The sequence below is a fragment of the Methylobacterium brachythecii genome (genome assembly GCF_014196345.1).
GTDB lineage: Bacteria > Pseudomonadota > Alphaproteobacteria > Rhizobiales > Beijerinckiaceae > Methylobacterium > Methylobacterium brachythecii.
The window spans coordinates 119,868-135,337 of the sequence record NZ_JACIDN010000001.1; the positions used below are offsets into that span (position 1 = coordinate 119,868).

The window sequence follows — 15,470 nt, forward strand, 5'->3', positions numbered from 1 at the left end:
ACGCAAGGCGACGGTTCCGCTGATTCCGAATGCCGACGAAGGAATCGTGGCAAGGGGTTAGCGGGTGTTTGGAATGGGTCCGATCGGCCACGTCCTCGTCGTCATTGCGAGCGCAGCGAAGCAATCCAGGGCAAGACCCGCACTGTCAGTGCATTGGCCCTAGATTGCTTCGCTGCGCTCGCAATGACGACGAGGACGTGGCCGAACCTCAGATCCAGCCCTGCAATTCCCGTCTGACCACGTGCTCGATCACCCGCATGCCGAGACTGGAATCGTTGAGGCACGGGATGAAGGCGTAGTGCTCGCCGCCATTCTCTTCGAAGTAATGGCGGTTCTCGCCGTCGAGTTCTTCCAGTGTCTCCAGGCAATCGGCCGTGAAGCCCGGCGCTATGATCGCCATGCGTTTCACGCCGGATTTCGCCAGGGCGATCACCGTCTCGTCGGTATAGGGCTTGAGCCACTCCTCGTTACCGAATCGCGACTGGAAGGTCACGCGCATCCGCTCGGCGGAATAACCTAGCCGCTCGCGAACCAGGCGCCCGGTTTTCAGGCACTGGCAATGGTAGGGGTCGCCCTTGAGCAGGTAGCTCTTCGGCACCCCGTGGAACGAGGTCAGAATCACCTCCGGCTCGAAGTCGAGTGTCTCGAGGCCTTCGCGAATCGAGTCGGCGATCGCGTCGATATAGACCGGGTCGTCGTGATAAGGCGGCGAGACCCGCACGCTCGGCTGCCAGCGCATCTGCATCAGCGCCTTGAAGGCCTGGTCGCAGGCAGTCGCAGAAGTGGCGGCCGCGTATTGAGGATAGAGGGGCACCAGCAGGATGCGGTCGCAGCCCTCGTCGAGCAGGGCCTGGATACGCACCGAGACCTCCGGCTTGCCGTAGCGCATCGCCCAGTCGACGAGCACAGTCTCGCCCATCGCCGCCTGCAGCTTCTCGGACTGGCCGCGGGTGATGGTCTTGAGCGGGCCCTCGTCCAACTCCTTGTTCCAGATACTGTCGTAATCCTTGCCCTTGGGGCCCGGGCGCTTCGAGAGGATGATCAGGTTCAGGAGCGGCCACCAGATCAGGCGCGGCACCTCGATGACGCGGCGATCCGACAGGAATTCCTTGAGGTAGCGCCGCATCGGCCAGTAGCTCGTGGCCTCGGGCGTGCCGAGATTCATCAGGAGCACGCCGACACGGCCCGTCTTCGCCATCGGATGATCGGGCGGCATGGCCGCCGGCGCGACCGGTACGGTGACCGGGCTGCTCGGCTGCAGGCTGTCAGGCTCGACGCGCTCGTTCATCACGCTTCCGGTCACGGCTTCCGGTCCCTCGTGCGAACGGCGATGGTCGACGCGAGACACCCTGGACCGGTTATAGACAGGCAGGCCTCGCGCCAAGCCGGGCGCCCTGCCGCATGGACCGGCCTCGACCCCGATGTCTCGTACGGTCAGAGTAGACATCGCGCGAAATCGGCCGGGAGACCAGCGCGTCACGCCGTCCCCCCATGGTTTCGTGGACGAGGCCGCACGCCGATCTGGCCGTCGCTCCGCCGTTACCAGAACGGTTTAAACGCAAGCCATGGCTCCCTCACCCAACCGCCGTGAAACCTTCGGCCTGGCTGCCGGCGCCGTCACCCTGGGGGCCGGCGCCCCCTCGGCTGGAGAGGTCCGCTCCGAGGCGAGGAGCCCTGCCTTCACCCTCCTCCTCGTCAACGACATCTACCTGATGGGCGAGGTCGAGGGCCGTGGCGGCTTCGCGCGGCTGAACGCCGTGGTGAAGGCCGAGCGGGCGCGGGGCGTGCCGGTGCTCTATTGCCATGCCGGCGATTGCCTCTCGCCCTCGCTGATGTCGGGTTTCGACAAGGGCGCTCACATCATCGCGCTCCACAACCTCGCGCCCCCCGACGTCATCGTGCCGGGCAATCACGAGTTCGATTTCGGCCCCGACATCTTCGCCGAGCGGCTGCGCGAGGCTCGCTTTCCCTGGTTCGCCGCCAACCTGCGGGACCATGACGACAAGTCCCTGCCAGGCGTGAAGGATCGGGAGATCGTCACCCTCGGCGGCGTGAAGGTCGGCATCGTCGGTATCGCGCTGGCCTCGACGCCGGAAAAATCGCAATCCAAGGCTCTCCGCTTTGGTCCCGAGATCGAGACCTTGGAACGGGAGGCCAAGGCCCTGCGCGCAGAGGGCGCCGACCTCGTCGTCGGCGTCGCGCATACAGCGCGTCCGGTGGACGACGCGATCGTTCGCCGGCGCATCGTCGACATCCTGCTCTCGGGCCACGATCACGACCTGATGGTCCATTACGATGGCCAGACCGTGCTCGCGGAATCGAGCCACGACGCGCATTTCGTCACGGCGGTCGACGTCACCGTCGCCATCACGAACGAGGGCACCTCGCGCCGGGTTCGCTGGCACCCGAGTTTCCGCATCCACGACACGGGGACGGTAACGCCCGATCCTGAGACGCTCGCCCTGGTGACCCGTCTCGACGGTGAGCTGTCACGGCAGCTCGACGTACCGGTCGGCGTCACGACCGGCGCCCTCGACAGCCGGATCTCGTCGGTCCGCGCTCGCGAGTCGAGCTTCGGCGATCTTGTGGCTGATGCTGTTCGCGAGCAGACCGGCGCCGAGATCGGCCTGATGAATGGCGGCGGCATTCGCGGAAACCGGCTCTACCCCGCCGGTATCACGCTGACACGCCGGGACATCCTCACGGAACTTCCCTTCGGGAACACGACGGTGCTCGTCGAGATTCCCGGGCACGTCCTTCGTGCTGCCCTGGAGAACGGTTTCAGCGATTACGGCCGACCCGCCGGTCGCTTCCTGCAAGTCTCGGGTCTCACCGTCACGCTCGATCCGAGCCGGCCGCTCGGAGCTCGTGTCGTCTCGGCCACGGTTGGAGGACAGCCGCTCGACGATGCTCGCGCCTACAGGGTCGCCGCCAACAACTTCATGCTGGATGGCGGCAACGGTTACGAGATGCTGCGCGAAGGCCGGGTGCTGATCGGCGCGACGGACGGAATGCTGCTGGCAAACGCAGTGATCGACTATATCGCCCGGCATTCTCCGCTCCCGCCCGAGCCCGGCGGCCGGATTGTTACGACTCCATAAGGCGGCCATGCCGCCACTCCGTCCGGAAGGCCGTATGTCCGACACCCCCGTCACCGACGCGCTCCAGGTTTTTCGCGGGAGCGGTTCGCCCTGGCTCGCCCTGCCGTTCTTCTCCGATGGCGGCGCGGAGGCAGTGGCGCGGAAGGTCGATGACTGCGTGGCGGGCGGTGCCCAGGTGTTGCCCGCTCCCGACGCCATCTTCCGGGCCTTGAGCCTCACGCCGCTCGACCGGGTGAAGGCCGTGATCCTCGGGCAGGACCCCTACCCGACGCCGGGCGATGCCAACGGGCTAGCCTTTTCCTATGTCGGGCCGCGCCGGCTGCCGGTCTCGCTCAAGATCATCCTGGCGGAGGTGGTCGGAGCGGCGAGCGGCGATAAGCCGGTCTTCCAGTCAGGAGATCTCACGCCCTGGGCCGAGCAGGGCGTGCTGCTGCTCAACACGGCGCTCACCGTGGAGGCCGGCAAAGCCGGTAAGCATCTGCGGCTCGGCTGGTCGCGGCTCGCCGACGAAGCCGTGGCTGCGGTCTCGGCGCGCCAGAGCCCGTCGGTCTTCCTGCTTTGGGGAGCGCAGGCGCGTGCCCGCGAGGCACTGATCGACACGAGCCGGCACGGCGTCATTGCCTCCGGTCACCCGTCTCCGCTCAATCGAGCCCGGGATTTCCCAGGCTCGCGCCCGTTCACCAAGGCGAATGCCTGGCTGTCGGAGCGAGGGCTCGCCCCGATCACTTGGCGCCTCGATTAGCGGGTGGAGGCCGCCGTTCCTTTCGAGGCGGCGAGCGCCGCAGCTTTGCCGCCGGCCGCGTAGAGATTCAGCCGCGAATAGAGGCCGAAGGCCGAACCGTCGTCGAGGAAGCCACCCGCCGGCCCGAGGGTCTCGGTCAGGATCGCGTTGGCCTCGTCGAGCGACAGCGATGGGAAGGCCGCAGTGAGAAGATAGCCGGCTTCCGGAGCGGCCTTGCCGACGTCCACCGTTTGCCCGGCCGCGTCCTTGTGGACCACCGGAAGGCCGTAGGTCTGGGTAACGTCGTAGAAAGTCTTGTTGGCGGCCGCATTCTTGAAGCGGCTGTCGTCCTTGGCGGCGCAGGTGGCGACGTCGCCACCGCAGGCCGCGGTGAGGAAGGTGGTCAGCTCGGCCTTCGCCGTCTTCAGGGCGGCCTGATAGTCGGTGACGACGACGGGCTCGCCATCGGTCTGACCCATGGCGTTGATCACGGCCGGATTCTTGCGCCCCTGGCCGACATAGGCCGGATCATTGGCCAGAAGGTGCGCCACGGCATGGGTCGCGACGGTGCGGCCACCGAGCACGTCCATGGCGTAATGCGCGCCGATCACGATGCGGTTGTTGCCGTACTCGGCAGCGCGCGCGATCATCTGCTGGTAGCGCTCCGGCACCAGGATCGCGAGGAGCAGCGACTCGGTGTAGCCGTAGGTGGTGTGGCCGCTCGGGTAGGAGGGGCTGTCGGTCAGGTTCTGGCTCGGCCCGCGCAACCAGTCGATCGTGTGCGAGGCCTTTCCGAAGTAATCGTTGCCCCGGTAGGCGAGCAGCGTCGGGTCGGTCTGGAAGGGGCGCGAATTGCCGAAAGCGTCGGCGCCGGTACTGCCAGCAGGCCGATCATAGGCCTTGCCGAAGATGTCGGGGATGCCGCCATTGGCGGTGTAGATCGCGGAGGCTTCCGCCGAGACGGCATCCTTGCCGTTCTTGGTGGCGTTGGCGAAGAAATACTTGCCCGCGTTCGAATCCGACTTGGTGACGTTGTTGGTGTAGCCGATCAGATCGGCCAAGGCCTTCGAGATGCTCGTGAAATCCTTGTGGTTCTCGTAACGTGCCTTGGCTTGGTAGACGGCGGCGAGGCTTGTGCCGAGGCCGTCGGTGAGTTCCGTGGCGTTGCCGTCGGTAATGAAGGCGTCGCGCAAAGCGAGCTGCTGCTGCTCGGCAAAGGGCAGCAGGATCGGCTGCTTCAGCGTACCGGTCTGGATGCCGGTAGTGACCTCGAGATTCGCCTTCAGCGCCGCCTCGCCCTCGGGGGTCCTCATCAGCGTGCTCACCGGCGCGAGGCCCTTCAGCGCGGTGATGTTCGTCGCCGTCTGCGCCAAGGCCGGGAGTGGGGCCAGCACACATAGGATTGCGAAGCCCGTTGCCTTGCGATGGCGCATGATCGTCACCCGTCCCTAGTGCCGGCCGTATCGGAGCAGGCGATGGTTCGCCCCCCTCTCACCTGGTGCGGTGAAAGGGATATGACAGCACGGTCGGGATTCGAAGCCCGCGCAACAGAAACATCCCCGGCGCACGGTCGCACCATCATGGATCCGTTGGTGCAGCAATTGATTCGATCGCGCGTTCATGCGTTGGCTACCTCGAAATGGATACTCCGTTCGAGGTAAGGGATGAATCGAAACGCATTGCGACGTGAGACCGAAGCTGCTCTGGCGGCGGAAGAGCGTGCCCACCGGCCTGTTCTGCGTCGAGACAGCCTCGTCACGGACGAGGTCCGATACGAACAAGCCCGCATCTTTCGGATGAACGGCCGTATCGAAAGTTTCGACAGCCGGTCCGACCAAGTTCGATCGGCAGGCGTTAACCGAGACTAAGCAGCCGTCAACGCCTCGACGATCGCCTCCAGCGCAGCGCTGGCGCCGGCCCCGTTCGGACCACCGGCCTGGGCCATGTCGCGGCGGCCGCCGCCGCCCTTGCCGCCGAGATAACCGGCGCCGGCGCGCACGAGGCCGACGGCGTCGTAGCGCTCGGCGAGATCCTCGGTGACGCCGACCACGAGGCCAGCCTTGCCGTCGGCGGCGACACCCACGATGGCGACGATGCCGGAGCCGATCCGGGTCTTGCCCTCGTCGGCGAGGCTCTTGAGATCGCGCATCTCGACGCCCTCGACCACGCGGGCCATCAGTTTCACGCCAGCGATGTCGCGGATGCCCTCGTCATTGCCGCCTGCCGAACTCGCGCCACCACTCATCGCCAGCTTCTTGCGGGTGTCGGTGAGTTCACGCTCCAGCCGGCGGCGGTCCTCGATCAGGGCTGAGAGCCGCTCGGGCACGTCGGCCACCGGGGCCTTGAGCAGCCCGGCGAGATGGCCGAGGGTGCGGCTCTCCTCGGCGTGATGACGACGTGCGCCGTGGCCTGTCATGGCCTCGATGCGGCGCACCCCGGCACCGACCGCGCTCTCGCCGAGAACGGTGATCTGGCCGATGTCGCCGGTGCGCGCGACATGGGTGCCGCCGCAGAGCTCGATCGAGAAGTCCGACAAGCGCGCCTTTTCCAGAACCGTACCCTCGTCATCCACGGGCTTGCCCATGGAAACGACGCGGACTTCGTCCCCGTATTTTTCGCCGAACAGCGCACGAGCGCCGGATTCGATGGCCTCGTCCACCGCCATCAGCCGTGTGACGACGGGCCGGTTCTGAAGCAGCACAGCGTTGGCGATTTCCTCGACCTTACGCAGCTCTTCGGCTTCGATGGGCTTCGGATGGCTGATGTCGAAGCGCAGGCGCTCCGGCGCAACGAGCGAGCCCTTCTGCGCGACGTGGTCGCCAAGGACCTGACGGAGGGCCTCGTGCAGCAGGTGGGTCGCGGAGTGGTTGGCGCGGATCGCCGAGCGGCGGCCATGATCGACGGCGAGCTGCACCGAAGCACCAATCGTCAGGGAACCGTCCTCGACGGTGACGTGATGCACGAAGAGATCGCCGAGCTTCTTTTCGGTGGCCGTGACCTGGACCTTGAGGCCAAGACCGGTGATCGCGCCGGTATCGCCGACCTGGCCGCCGGATTCACCATAGAACGGTGTCTGGTTGAACAGCGCGAGCCCGGTCTCACCGGCTTTCAGTTCCTGAACCTCAGCACCGTCACGCAGTAGAGCCGCAACGACGGCTTCGGTCTCTTCGGCCTCGTAACCGAGGAATTCGCTGGCGCCGTTGCGCTCGCGGATGTCGAACCAAACCGTCTCGGTCGCGGCCTCGCCGGAGCCTTTCCAGGCAGCCCGCGCTGCCTGCTTCTGGCGAGCCATCGCCGTGTCGAAAGCTGCCGTGTCGACGCCGATGCCGCGGCCCTTGAGGGCGTCCTGCGTCAAGTCGAGGGGAAAGCCATAGGTGTCGTAGAGCGTGAAGGCGGTTTCGCCCGACAGGTTCTGACCCTTGGTCAGGCCTTGGCTCTCGGTATCGAGGATGGCGAGGCCCCGTTCCAGCGTCTTGCGGAAGCGCGTCTCTTCCAGCCGCAGCGTCTCGGAGATCAGGGCCTCGGCCCGGACCAGCTCCGGGAAGGCCTGACCCATCTCGCGCACCAGGGTCGGGACGAGGCGGTACATCACCGGATCGCGTGCGCCGAGCAGTTCGAGATGGCGCATGGCGCGGCGCATGATCCGGCGAAGCACGTAACCGCGACCCTCGTTCGAGGGCAGCACGCCGTCGGCGATGAGAAACGAGACCGAGCGCAGGTGATCGGCGATCACGCGGTAGGAAGCGACGTTCGATGCATCCGGCCCCCGCGACAGCACATGCGCCACTGCATCGATCAGCGCGCGGAACAGGTCCGTGTCGTAATTCGAGTGGACGCCCTGCAGGATCGCGGCGATGCGTTCCAGGCCCATGCCAGTATCGATCGAGGGCCTCGGCAGCGGATGGCGCTCGCCAGGCTGCCGCTGCTCGTACTGCATGAAGACGAGGTTCCAGAATTCCAAGAACCGGTCGCCATCCTCGTCCGGAGAGCCGGGCGGTCCGCCCTGCAGACTCGGCCCCTGGTCGATGAAGATCTCCGAGCAGGGGCCGCAAGGGCCGGTATCGCCCATCTGCCAGAAATTGTCGGAGGTCCCGATGCGGATGATTTTTTCGTCCGAGAAGCCGGCGATCTTGCGCCAAAGGCCCGCGGCCTCGTCGTCGTCGGCATAGACCGTGACCAGCAGCTTGTCGGGCTTGAGCCCGAGTTCCTTGGTGATCAGCCCCCAGGCCAGGGTGATCGCCTGTTCCTTGAAGTAATCTCCGAAGGAGAAATTGCCGAGCATCTCGAAGAAGGTGTGGTGACGCGCGGTATAGCCGACATTGTCGAGATCGTTGTGCTTGCCGCCCGCGCGCACGCATTTCTGCGATGAGGTCGCCGTCACGTAGGGGCGCTTCTCGACGCCGGTGAAGACGTTCTTGAACTGCACCATGCCCGCGTTCGTGAACATCAACGTCGGGTCGTTCTTCGGCACCAGCGAAGACGACGGCACGACCGTGTGGCCGGCTTTCGCGAAGTAGTTGAGGAAGGTCGACCGGATCTCGTTGACGCCGCTCATTTCAGGGTCGCTCGGGGGTCTGGAAACAGGCGCGGGATCAGCCGGATGCGCGTCACGCCCCAGCCATGCTCGCGCCCTCATAAGGAGGCAGGAAGCGCGAGTCACGGGTGGTGTACTGTCCGCGCGGCTTGCCGCCAATCTCAGCCCCGTCTACGCCGCCGGCCGGACCATAGGGGCGAAAGCGCGCCGAATGCTTGCCGACGAAGATCCAGCCGTCCCGATGCTCATCGGTTCAGGCCTCAGTTCGGAGGTCTTTCTGCACGGCAGCGACCGAGTGCTGAAACTCTACAGGGAGCCCTCCGAGGCCGCCGATATCGAGAACGAGTTCCGGGCCACCGCGCTCGCCCACGAGCGTGGCCTCCCGGCGGCGCGGCCGATCGCACTGCTGCGCCAGGACGGGCGCCATGGCATCCTGTTCGAGCGTCTGCATGGCGAGACCATGCTGCGCCACTACGCGAAAAATCCTCTCGGGATGATCCTGGCTTTGCGCCGGCTCGCGCTGATTCAGCACGCGATGCACGGCGAGGCGGCCGGAGACTTGCCGGCCCAGCAGGCGCGGCTGCGCCACGATATCGACCGAGCCCGTGTGCCGGAAGCGATCCGCGAGGCGGCGCTCGCCGCGCTCGACCGGCTGCCTAGCGGCAGCGCGCTCTGTCACAACGACATCCATCCTGGAAACGTGCTGTGCACGCCGGGCGGCCTGGCGCTCATCGACTGGCAGAAGGCCGGTGCCGGCTGTCCGGCGGCCGACGTCGCACGCACCGAGTTGATGATCCGCTACGGCCGGCTGCCGGCAAACCGCGGAGGCAAGGCCGACAGGCTACGTGGGCTGGCCGCGGATTGGTACGTCCGCTGCTATCGCAGCGCCAGCGGACTCGGCCGCGCCGAAATCAGAGGCTGGCACCTGCCGCTCATGGTGGCCCGGCTCTGCGCCCGGCGTACCGACAAGGACGAACAGATCTTGGGCGTCGTCGACCAGCTGATGACGGCTGCCTGAGGTCTGAAACCTCCGCTGGCCTACTCACGATCGACCGAGCGCGTCAGTAGCCTCGAATGCGCTGCGCTGAGATGCGGGCAACTGGTTCGCATCACGAACGGCGGCGAGGGCCTCTGCTCAATTCATCTGCCAGATCAAGCCGTTGAGCAGACTCGCGAAGGCCACCCAGGCGGCATACGGCACGAGCAGCCACGCAGCCACATGGTCGAAGCGCCAGGACAAGCGGATGGTCCAGAGCACCATCACCAGCATGGCGAGCGCGACGATAAGACCGGCACCGAGGGCGTGATAGGCGAAAAAAACCGGGGTCCAGGCCGCGTTGAGCGCGAGTTGGGTGAAGAAGGCGGCGAGCGCCAGCCACCAGGCGCGGCCAGTCGGCCCCGCGATCGGACGTGCGCCGAGCAGCCGCCAGAGGGAGGCAGCGATCATCGTGTAGAGGATCGTCCAGGCGACCGGAAACACCCAGTTTGGCGGGTTGAAGACAGGCTTCTGGATGGTCTCGTACCAGCCCTCGATGTTCGAGCCGGTAGAGAGAGACCCGATCGCCGTCGCGAGCGCCACGGGCAGGATCGCCGCAGCGATGCGCGGGACTGGTGGAAGTACGGCGCGTCCGGGAACGGCAGTGCCACGGCTCATGCCCGGCAGTCGGTTTCGAGGGTCGTGGCCGTTGCGTGACTGGACGGCTTCGCCCAAGCCACGGTGTCGTCGTTATGCAGCCGGAGAGAGATCATGCCTGCCAACTCACGGACTCCCAATCCGGATGCAGGCGGATCGGAGCGTTACACCAAGCGGACGCTCGCCGCGCAGGCGATGGGGAGGATCGATCCGGCAACGAGGGCCGTAGTGCCGCCGCTGCACGTCTCGACCACGTTCCTGCGAGACCCGGACAACGCCTACAGCTCAGGCTTCTCCTACGGTCGCGCCGACAACGCCACGGTACGCGAGGCCGAGAGCGTGCTGGCGATGCTCGAGGATGCGGCCGGTGCGCTGCTGTTCGGATCGGGCATGGCTGCGGCAGCGGCGGTCTTCTGCGCATTGGAGCCGGGCGATCATGTGATCGCACCACGGGTAATGTATTGGGGTTTGCGGTGCTGGCTGCATCAGGAGGGGCCGCGTCTGCAGATTTCCATTGATTTCGTTGATACAGAAACGCCGGAAAACATTTGGAACGCAATCCGGCCTGGTGAGACCAAGCTCGTCTGGATCGAGACACCGGGCAACCCGCTCTGGACGATCGCTGATATCGCGGCAATTGCGGAGATCACGCATGAGGCCGGCGCTCGGCTCGCCGTCGACTCGACCGCGGCGTCACCTTTCCACACCCAGCCCCTGGCGCTCGGGGCCGACATCGTGATGCATTCGGCCACCAAGATCCTCAACGGTCATTCCGACGTGATCGCGGGCGTGCTCGCCTGCGCGAACACGGACGCCACTTGGAAGCGTATCATCGCGATACGAGCCGGTTGGGGCGCGATTCTCGGGCCGTTCGAGGCCTATCTGCTGATGCGCTCGCTGCGCACCTTCCCGTTACGTGCGACGGCGCAGGCTGCGGGGGCTGCCGTTCTGGCAGACCGCCTGAGCGGGCATCCGCATGTAAGCGCGGTGCTCTATCCCGGTCTGCCCAATCACCCGGGCCATGCAGTGGCTACGCGTCAGATGCGAAACGGTTTCGGCTTCATGCTCTCGATCCGGGTCGTGGGTGGCGAGGCGGCAGCCATCGCCACTGCGGCAGCGGTCAGGCTTTGGAAGCGCGCCACGTCGCTCGGTGGTGTCGAGAGCCTGATCGAACATCGAGCATCAGTGGAAGGGCCGGATACGCCCTGTCCACCCGATCTGCTGCGGCTCTCCACTGGTATCGAAGATCCGGACGACCTGTTCGACGATCTCGATCAGGCCTTGTGGGCCGCGCATGCGGGAAACGTCTGAATCCGGGCGTATCGTTTTCGATTCTTGCGCGTTGTCGGGTCGAACAGACCGGAGCCTGCACGATGCGACCCGCCATCCCTCACCTCTGCGCCGCTCTCGGCCTGATCCTGCTCGCCGGCCAGGCGATGGCCGAGGGCCCGCCGGAATTCGACGTCCGTCAAACCTGCCGGTCGTCGGGCGGCTCGTCGCTCGGCCTGAGCGAGAAGGAAAGCCAGGATGGCTGCCTGCGCTCGGAGCGCGCGGCGCATGACGAACTGAAGCGGCGCTGGGGTGAGTTCAGCTCCTCCGCCAAAGCGCAATGCTCCAAACAGGCGGTGGCGGGCGGCTCTCCCTCATATGTCGAGACAGTAACCTGTCTCGAACTCGCCACCGGCACGGTCCCGGCGCAGACCGGCGATGGAGCGCCGAAGCCGGCCGTACCTGCCCGCAAGGAGAGCAGTAAACTGACCGCCGAGCCCTCCGCCAAGCAGCGCACCAACCCGATCGAGGTGCTCGACCACAAACCCTAGGACAGGCTTCGAGAAAGGGCGCGACGCCGTCCGGTCAGCGCGAGGACGCGTCCACCGCTGGAATCCAGACCGCGTCGTTGGCCGGCGCCGCTAGCGGCGGTGTCGGAAGTCGGTCGTGGTGGAGTTCGGCGAGTTCGCGGGCCTGCGCGGTGTCGTCCTCCGTGAGGAACAGGCCACGCGTCTTCGAGAGCAGGCCGAGGCCAGTGCTGCTGGTGAGCACGCTCTGGGCAGGGCTCACCACCAAAGCGAGGGCGACCGGCGCCATCCAGAGCGTGAGCCACGGGTCGGCTGCGTAGATCAGCAGCGCCGTCAGCGCGAACCCCACGACGATGGCGTCGACCTGCAACCGGCAAGCCTCGCGCCACGGTACGCGGCGGTCGTCGCGGGCCTGGGAATCCCAACGGACCACGCGGCCGGCCAGCGTCGTGAGCACGGCACCCGAGGCGAAGAGCGCCATCACCGGCCAGAGCAGGATCCAGGTGACCTGTTCGAGTGCCGCACTCGTGAGAAGCGAGGCCGTCCCCCCGAAGGCGGCACGGCGCGGCGCGGATGCAAGGACGTAGCCGAGGCTGAGCAGTTTAGGCAGCGCCATCACCGTGAGGACCAGTGCCACGAGCGCATGTGCAGCCAGGGTCGTGCCGGTCAGCCCATAACCGAGGAGGCCGAGTTCGCCGGTCCTGATCGCCTGAGCCGTACCGAGCACCAGGAAGGCCACCCAGATGGGATAAGCGAGATACATCAGGATACCGACGATCATGTGCCATCGGCTCGCCCAGCCGAACCCCTTCATCGGCACGACGCGGCTGTGTTGCAGGTTGCCCTGGCACCAGCGGCGGTCGCGCCCGAGCAGGTCGATCAGGTTCGTGGGCATCTCCTCCCAGGTACCGCCCATCTCCGGCAGAAGGTGAACGTCCCAGCCGGCCCGGCGCAATAGGGCGCCCTCGACGATGTCGTGGCAGAGGATCTCGCCGCCGAGCGGCGCCTTGCCCGGGAGCACCGGCAACTCTGCATTCTGCGCGAAAGCGGCGATGCGCAGGATGGCGTTGTGGCCCCAATAGGAGCCATCCGGTCCCTGCCAGGTTTCCAGGCAGCGTAGGGAGAGTGGCGCGTAGAGCCGCACAGCGAATTGCTGGATGCGGGCAAAGAGCGTGTCGCGGCCTGCAGCGTAGGACACGGTCTGGATCAGGCCGGCTCGCGGGTTCTCCTCCATCAGCCGGGCGAGGCGCCGCATGGTGGCACCGGTCATCAGGCTGTCGGCGTCGAGCACGATCATGAAATCGTACTCGTCGCCGTGGCTATGGCAGAACTCGGCGATGTTGCCGGCTTTACGCCCGGCATTTTTCTCGCGGCGACGATAGCGGATCGTCGGCATGCCAGGGCCTTCGGCCTCGGCCCATGCCTGCGCACGCTGGAACTCGTGCTCCTCGACGGCGCTGATCGCGCCCTCACGGGTATCAGATAGGACGAACAGGTCGATGTCAGACCCGTCGCCGCCCTCGCGCTGAAGCGAGCGGGCCATGACGCGCACTGCAGAGAACACCGCGATCGGGTCCTCGGCATGGATCGCCACCACGGCGGCCGTACGCGACAGACCGGTGGCGCGCGGCGTGATTATCTCGGAGCGCAACTCAAGGGCGGATTTCACCCGGTCGCCCATCAGCGCGGCGGCGAACCCGTAGAGGTACTGCCATGCAGTGAAGACCTGCCATGCCATGGCCAGCACGAACAGGACGAGCACGCTCCAGGCCAGCACACCCAGCGGCTCGCCGAACGCTCGGATTGCAAGCCAAGCGATCAACACCGTCGTCGCAAGCGTCGGGATGGCAAGCGCCAGCCGCCGGAGCAGGAACGAAGGTCGCGCGGCACCGTTGGGAGCCGGTCTCTCGACCCCGGACATGTCATGCGACAAAGGTGAGGTGGACATGGCGGGTCGCGAGGGCTCTCGATGAAGACCGGGACCACCGGCCCGGATCAGGAGGATGGATGCGCGAGTGCCCCGAGAGTGCTTCGACCCGGACGGAGGAAACCCGGGAGGCTCGCTTCTCGCGGCGAGGATTGCTGCGGACGTCGCTCGCGTCGGTCGCGGGCACGTTCCTGCCTAGTGCCTATGACCTGAATGGTGCCAGAACGATGGCGCAACCTCGCGAATCCGCCTCGCCTGACGGTCCATCGACCTACGAGAGCTTCGTCGAGCGCGCCAGGGCGCTCGCCGCGGAAGCGTATCGCCCGGCTCCCGAAGACCTGCCGCAGGAGCTCGCAGCCCTCGACTACGATGCCTATCAGCGCATCGCCTTCCGACCCGAGAAGACGATCCCTCTCGGCCAGCGCTTTTCCCTGCAGCCGTTCCATCGCGGCTTCCTGCAGAGAAAGCGCGTCGACGTCGTGCTGCAGGCCTCGGACGGAACTGGGCGCCGGCTCGACTACGATTCGAGCTTGTTCGATCTCGGCCCCGCCCTGCAGGGTCGCAGCTTCCCGCGCTCCCTCGGTTATGCCGGATTCCGCCTGAACACCGGCTTCGACACCGCCAAGCCCAACGCGCAGGAGGAGTTCCTGGTCTTCCTCGGCGCCTCGTATTTCCGATTGCGCGGGCGGGGACAGACTTATGGTCTCTCGGCGCGAGGTGTAGCGGTGAATACCTTTGGGCCGGGCTCCGAGGAGTTCCCGGATTTCACGGCCTTTCGCATCCTCGAACCCTCCGGCAACGAGACCACCATCACGATCCTGGCGCTCCTCGACGGGCAGAGTCTGTCGGGCGCCTATCGCTTCGTGGTGACGCCGGGAGAGATCGCACATATCGCCGTCACGGCTTCGCTGCATCCACGCCGTGAGATCGCACGACTCGGCCTCGCGCCACTGACCAGCATGTTCCTGCACGGACAAAACGGAGCAGGTGCGCGCGGTGCTGAGGCTTTCGACGATTTCCGTCCCCAGGTGCACGATTCCGACGGCCTCGCCGTCGAGACGGAGGGCGATCGGCTCTGGCGGCCACTCGTCAACGGGCGAGCATCCACGGCGATCTCCGCCTTCGAGGCAACGCCTTTAAGGGGCTTCGGCCTGCTCCAGCGTGACCGGAATTTTGCCGACTATCTCGACGTCCAGGCTCGACACGAAGACAGGCCGGGGCTTTGGGTCAGGCCGGAGGCAGGCAACGCCGCCTTCGGATCAGGGGCAGTGCAACTCTTCGAGATCCCATCGCGTGAGGAATATACCGACAACATCGTCGCCGCCTTCGTGCCCTCGACCAAGCCTGTGCCGGGCCGGGCGATCGACCTCGCCTACGGGCTGACGACCGTTGGGGCCGAGCCTACCCCTCTGCTCAGCAGTGCGCCGGCCCGCGTGGTGTCGACACGGGTCGGCTCAGCCGAGCGCCTGCGGCCGACCAACCCGCCAAATCCGCAGCGCCGGCTCTACGTAATCGATTTCGAGGGTGACGGACTACCGGCCGATCCGAAGGCGCAGGTCGATGTCGCCCTGTCGGCAAGCGCGGGAGCTTTCGTCGATCCCTTCACGGAGCGGGTGCCACAGACGGGAGGTTGGCGGCTCTATGCCGAGTACCGCCCCCCGAACCCGCTGCCGGCAGGAGATGTGGTGCTGCGCGCGCGTCTTTCGCATGCCGGCAAGGTAATCACCGAGACCTGGGACGCGGTGGCATAGCGCCGGC

11 protein-coding genes are annotated in these 15,470 nt (G+C 66.3%); 6 read left to right on the plus strand and 5 right to left on the minus strand.

Annotated elements, in window-relative coordinates:
• Positions 1–208: 208 nt before the first annotated feature.
• Entirely contained in the window at positions 209–1,288 is a 1,080-nt protein-coding gene (gene hemH, locus GGR33_RS00535; RefSeq protein ID WP_183502080.1) for a ferrochelatase, read from the minus strand.
• A 277-nt stretch (positions 1,289–1,565) separates the two neighbouring features.
• Between hemH and GGR33_RS00540 the strand changes: the two genes are divergently transcribed.
• Positions 1,566–3,101 carry a bifunctional metallophosphatase/5'-nucleotidase gene (locus GGR33_RS00540; RefSeq protein WP_183501437.1) on the plus strand — a complete coding sequence of 512 codons (1,536 nt, stop codon included), beginning with the start codon at positions 1,566–1,568 and terminating at the stop codon, positions 3,099–3,101.
• A 34-nt stretch (positions 3,102–3,135) separates the two neighbouring features.
• A complete protein-coding gene (locus tag GGR33_RS00545) occupies positions 3,136–3,843 on the plus strand; it encodes a uracil-DNA glycosylase (protein WP_183501438.1) in 708 nt (235 codons plus the stop codon).
• On the opposite strand, the gene GGR33_RS00550 is transcribed toward GGR33_RS00545, so the two are convergent.
• Positions 3,840–5,255: a phosphatase PAP2 family protein gene (locus GGR33_RS00550; protein ID WP_183501439.1), complete on the minus strand. Its 1,416-nt coding sequence runs from the start codon at positions 5,253–5,255 to the stop codon at positions 3,840–3,842. The two genes, GGR33_RS00545 and GGR33_RS00550, sit on opposite strands and share 4 nt — an antisense overlap.
• Before the next feature lie 431 nt (positions 5,256–5,686).
• On the minus strand, positions 5,687–8,377 hold the full coding sequence (alaS, locus tag GGR33_RS00555; protein WP_183501440.1) for an alanine--tRNA ligase: 2,691 nt from the start codon (positions 8,375–8,377) through the stop codon (positions 5,687–5,689).
• A gap of 220 nt (positions 8,378–8,597) precedes the next feature.
• Between alaS and GGR33_RS00560 the strand changes: the two genes are divergently transcribed.
• Positions 8,598–9,374 carry a phosphotransferase family protein gene (locus tag GGR33_RS00560; RefSeq protein ID WP_183501441.1) on the plus strand — a complete coding sequence of 259 codons (777 nt, stop codon included), beginning with the start codon at positions 8,598–8,600 and terminating at the stop codon, positions 9,372–9,374.
• Between the two features lie 117 nt (positions 9,375–9,491).
• Here the strand turns inward: GGR33_RS00560 and GGR33_RS00565 are convergent, their stop codons facing one another.
• Positions 9,492–10,010, minus strand: coding sequence for a TspO/MBR family protein (locus GGR33_RS00565; protein ID WP_183501442.1), 519 nt, complete (start codon positions 10,008–10,010; stop codon positions 9,492–9,494).
• Positions 10,011–10,103: 93 nt separating this feature from the next.
• On the opposite strand from GGR33_RS00565, the gene GGR33_RS00570 reads away from it, so the two are divergent.
• Positions 10,104–11,300 carry a trans-sulfuration enzyme family protein gene (locus GGR33_RS00570; RefSeq protein WP_183501443.1) on the plus strand — a complete coding sequence of 399 codons (1,197 nt, stop codon included), beginning with the start codon at positions 10,104–10,106 and terminating at the stop codon, positions 11,298–11,300.
• 62 nt (positions 11,301–11,362) lie between these two features.
• A complete protein-coding gene (locus GGR33_RS00575; protein ID WP_183501444.1) occupies positions 11,363–11,809 on the plus strand; it encodes a hypothetical protein in 447 nt (148 codons plus the stop codon).
• A gap of 34 nt (positions 11,810–11,843) precedes the next feature.
• On the opposite strand, the gene mdoH is transcribed toward GGR33_RS00575, so the two are convergent.
• On the minus strand, positions 11,844–13,733 hold the full coding sequence (mdoH, locus tag GGR33_RS00580; protein ID WP_183501445.1) for a glucans biosynthesis glucosyltransferase MdoH: 1,890 nt from the start codon (positions 13,731–13,733) through the stop codon (positions 11,844–11,846).
• A gap of 206 nt (positions 13,734–13,939) precedes the next feature.
• Between mdoH and GGR33_RS00585 the strand changes: the two genes are divergently transcribed.
• Entirely contained in the window at positions 13,940–15,463 is a 1,524-nt protein-coding gene (locus tag GGR33_RS00585; protein WP_183501446.1) for an OpgD/OpgG family glucan biosynthesis protein, read from the plus strand.
• The last annotated feature ends 7 nt before the right edge of the window (positions 15,464–15,470 follow it).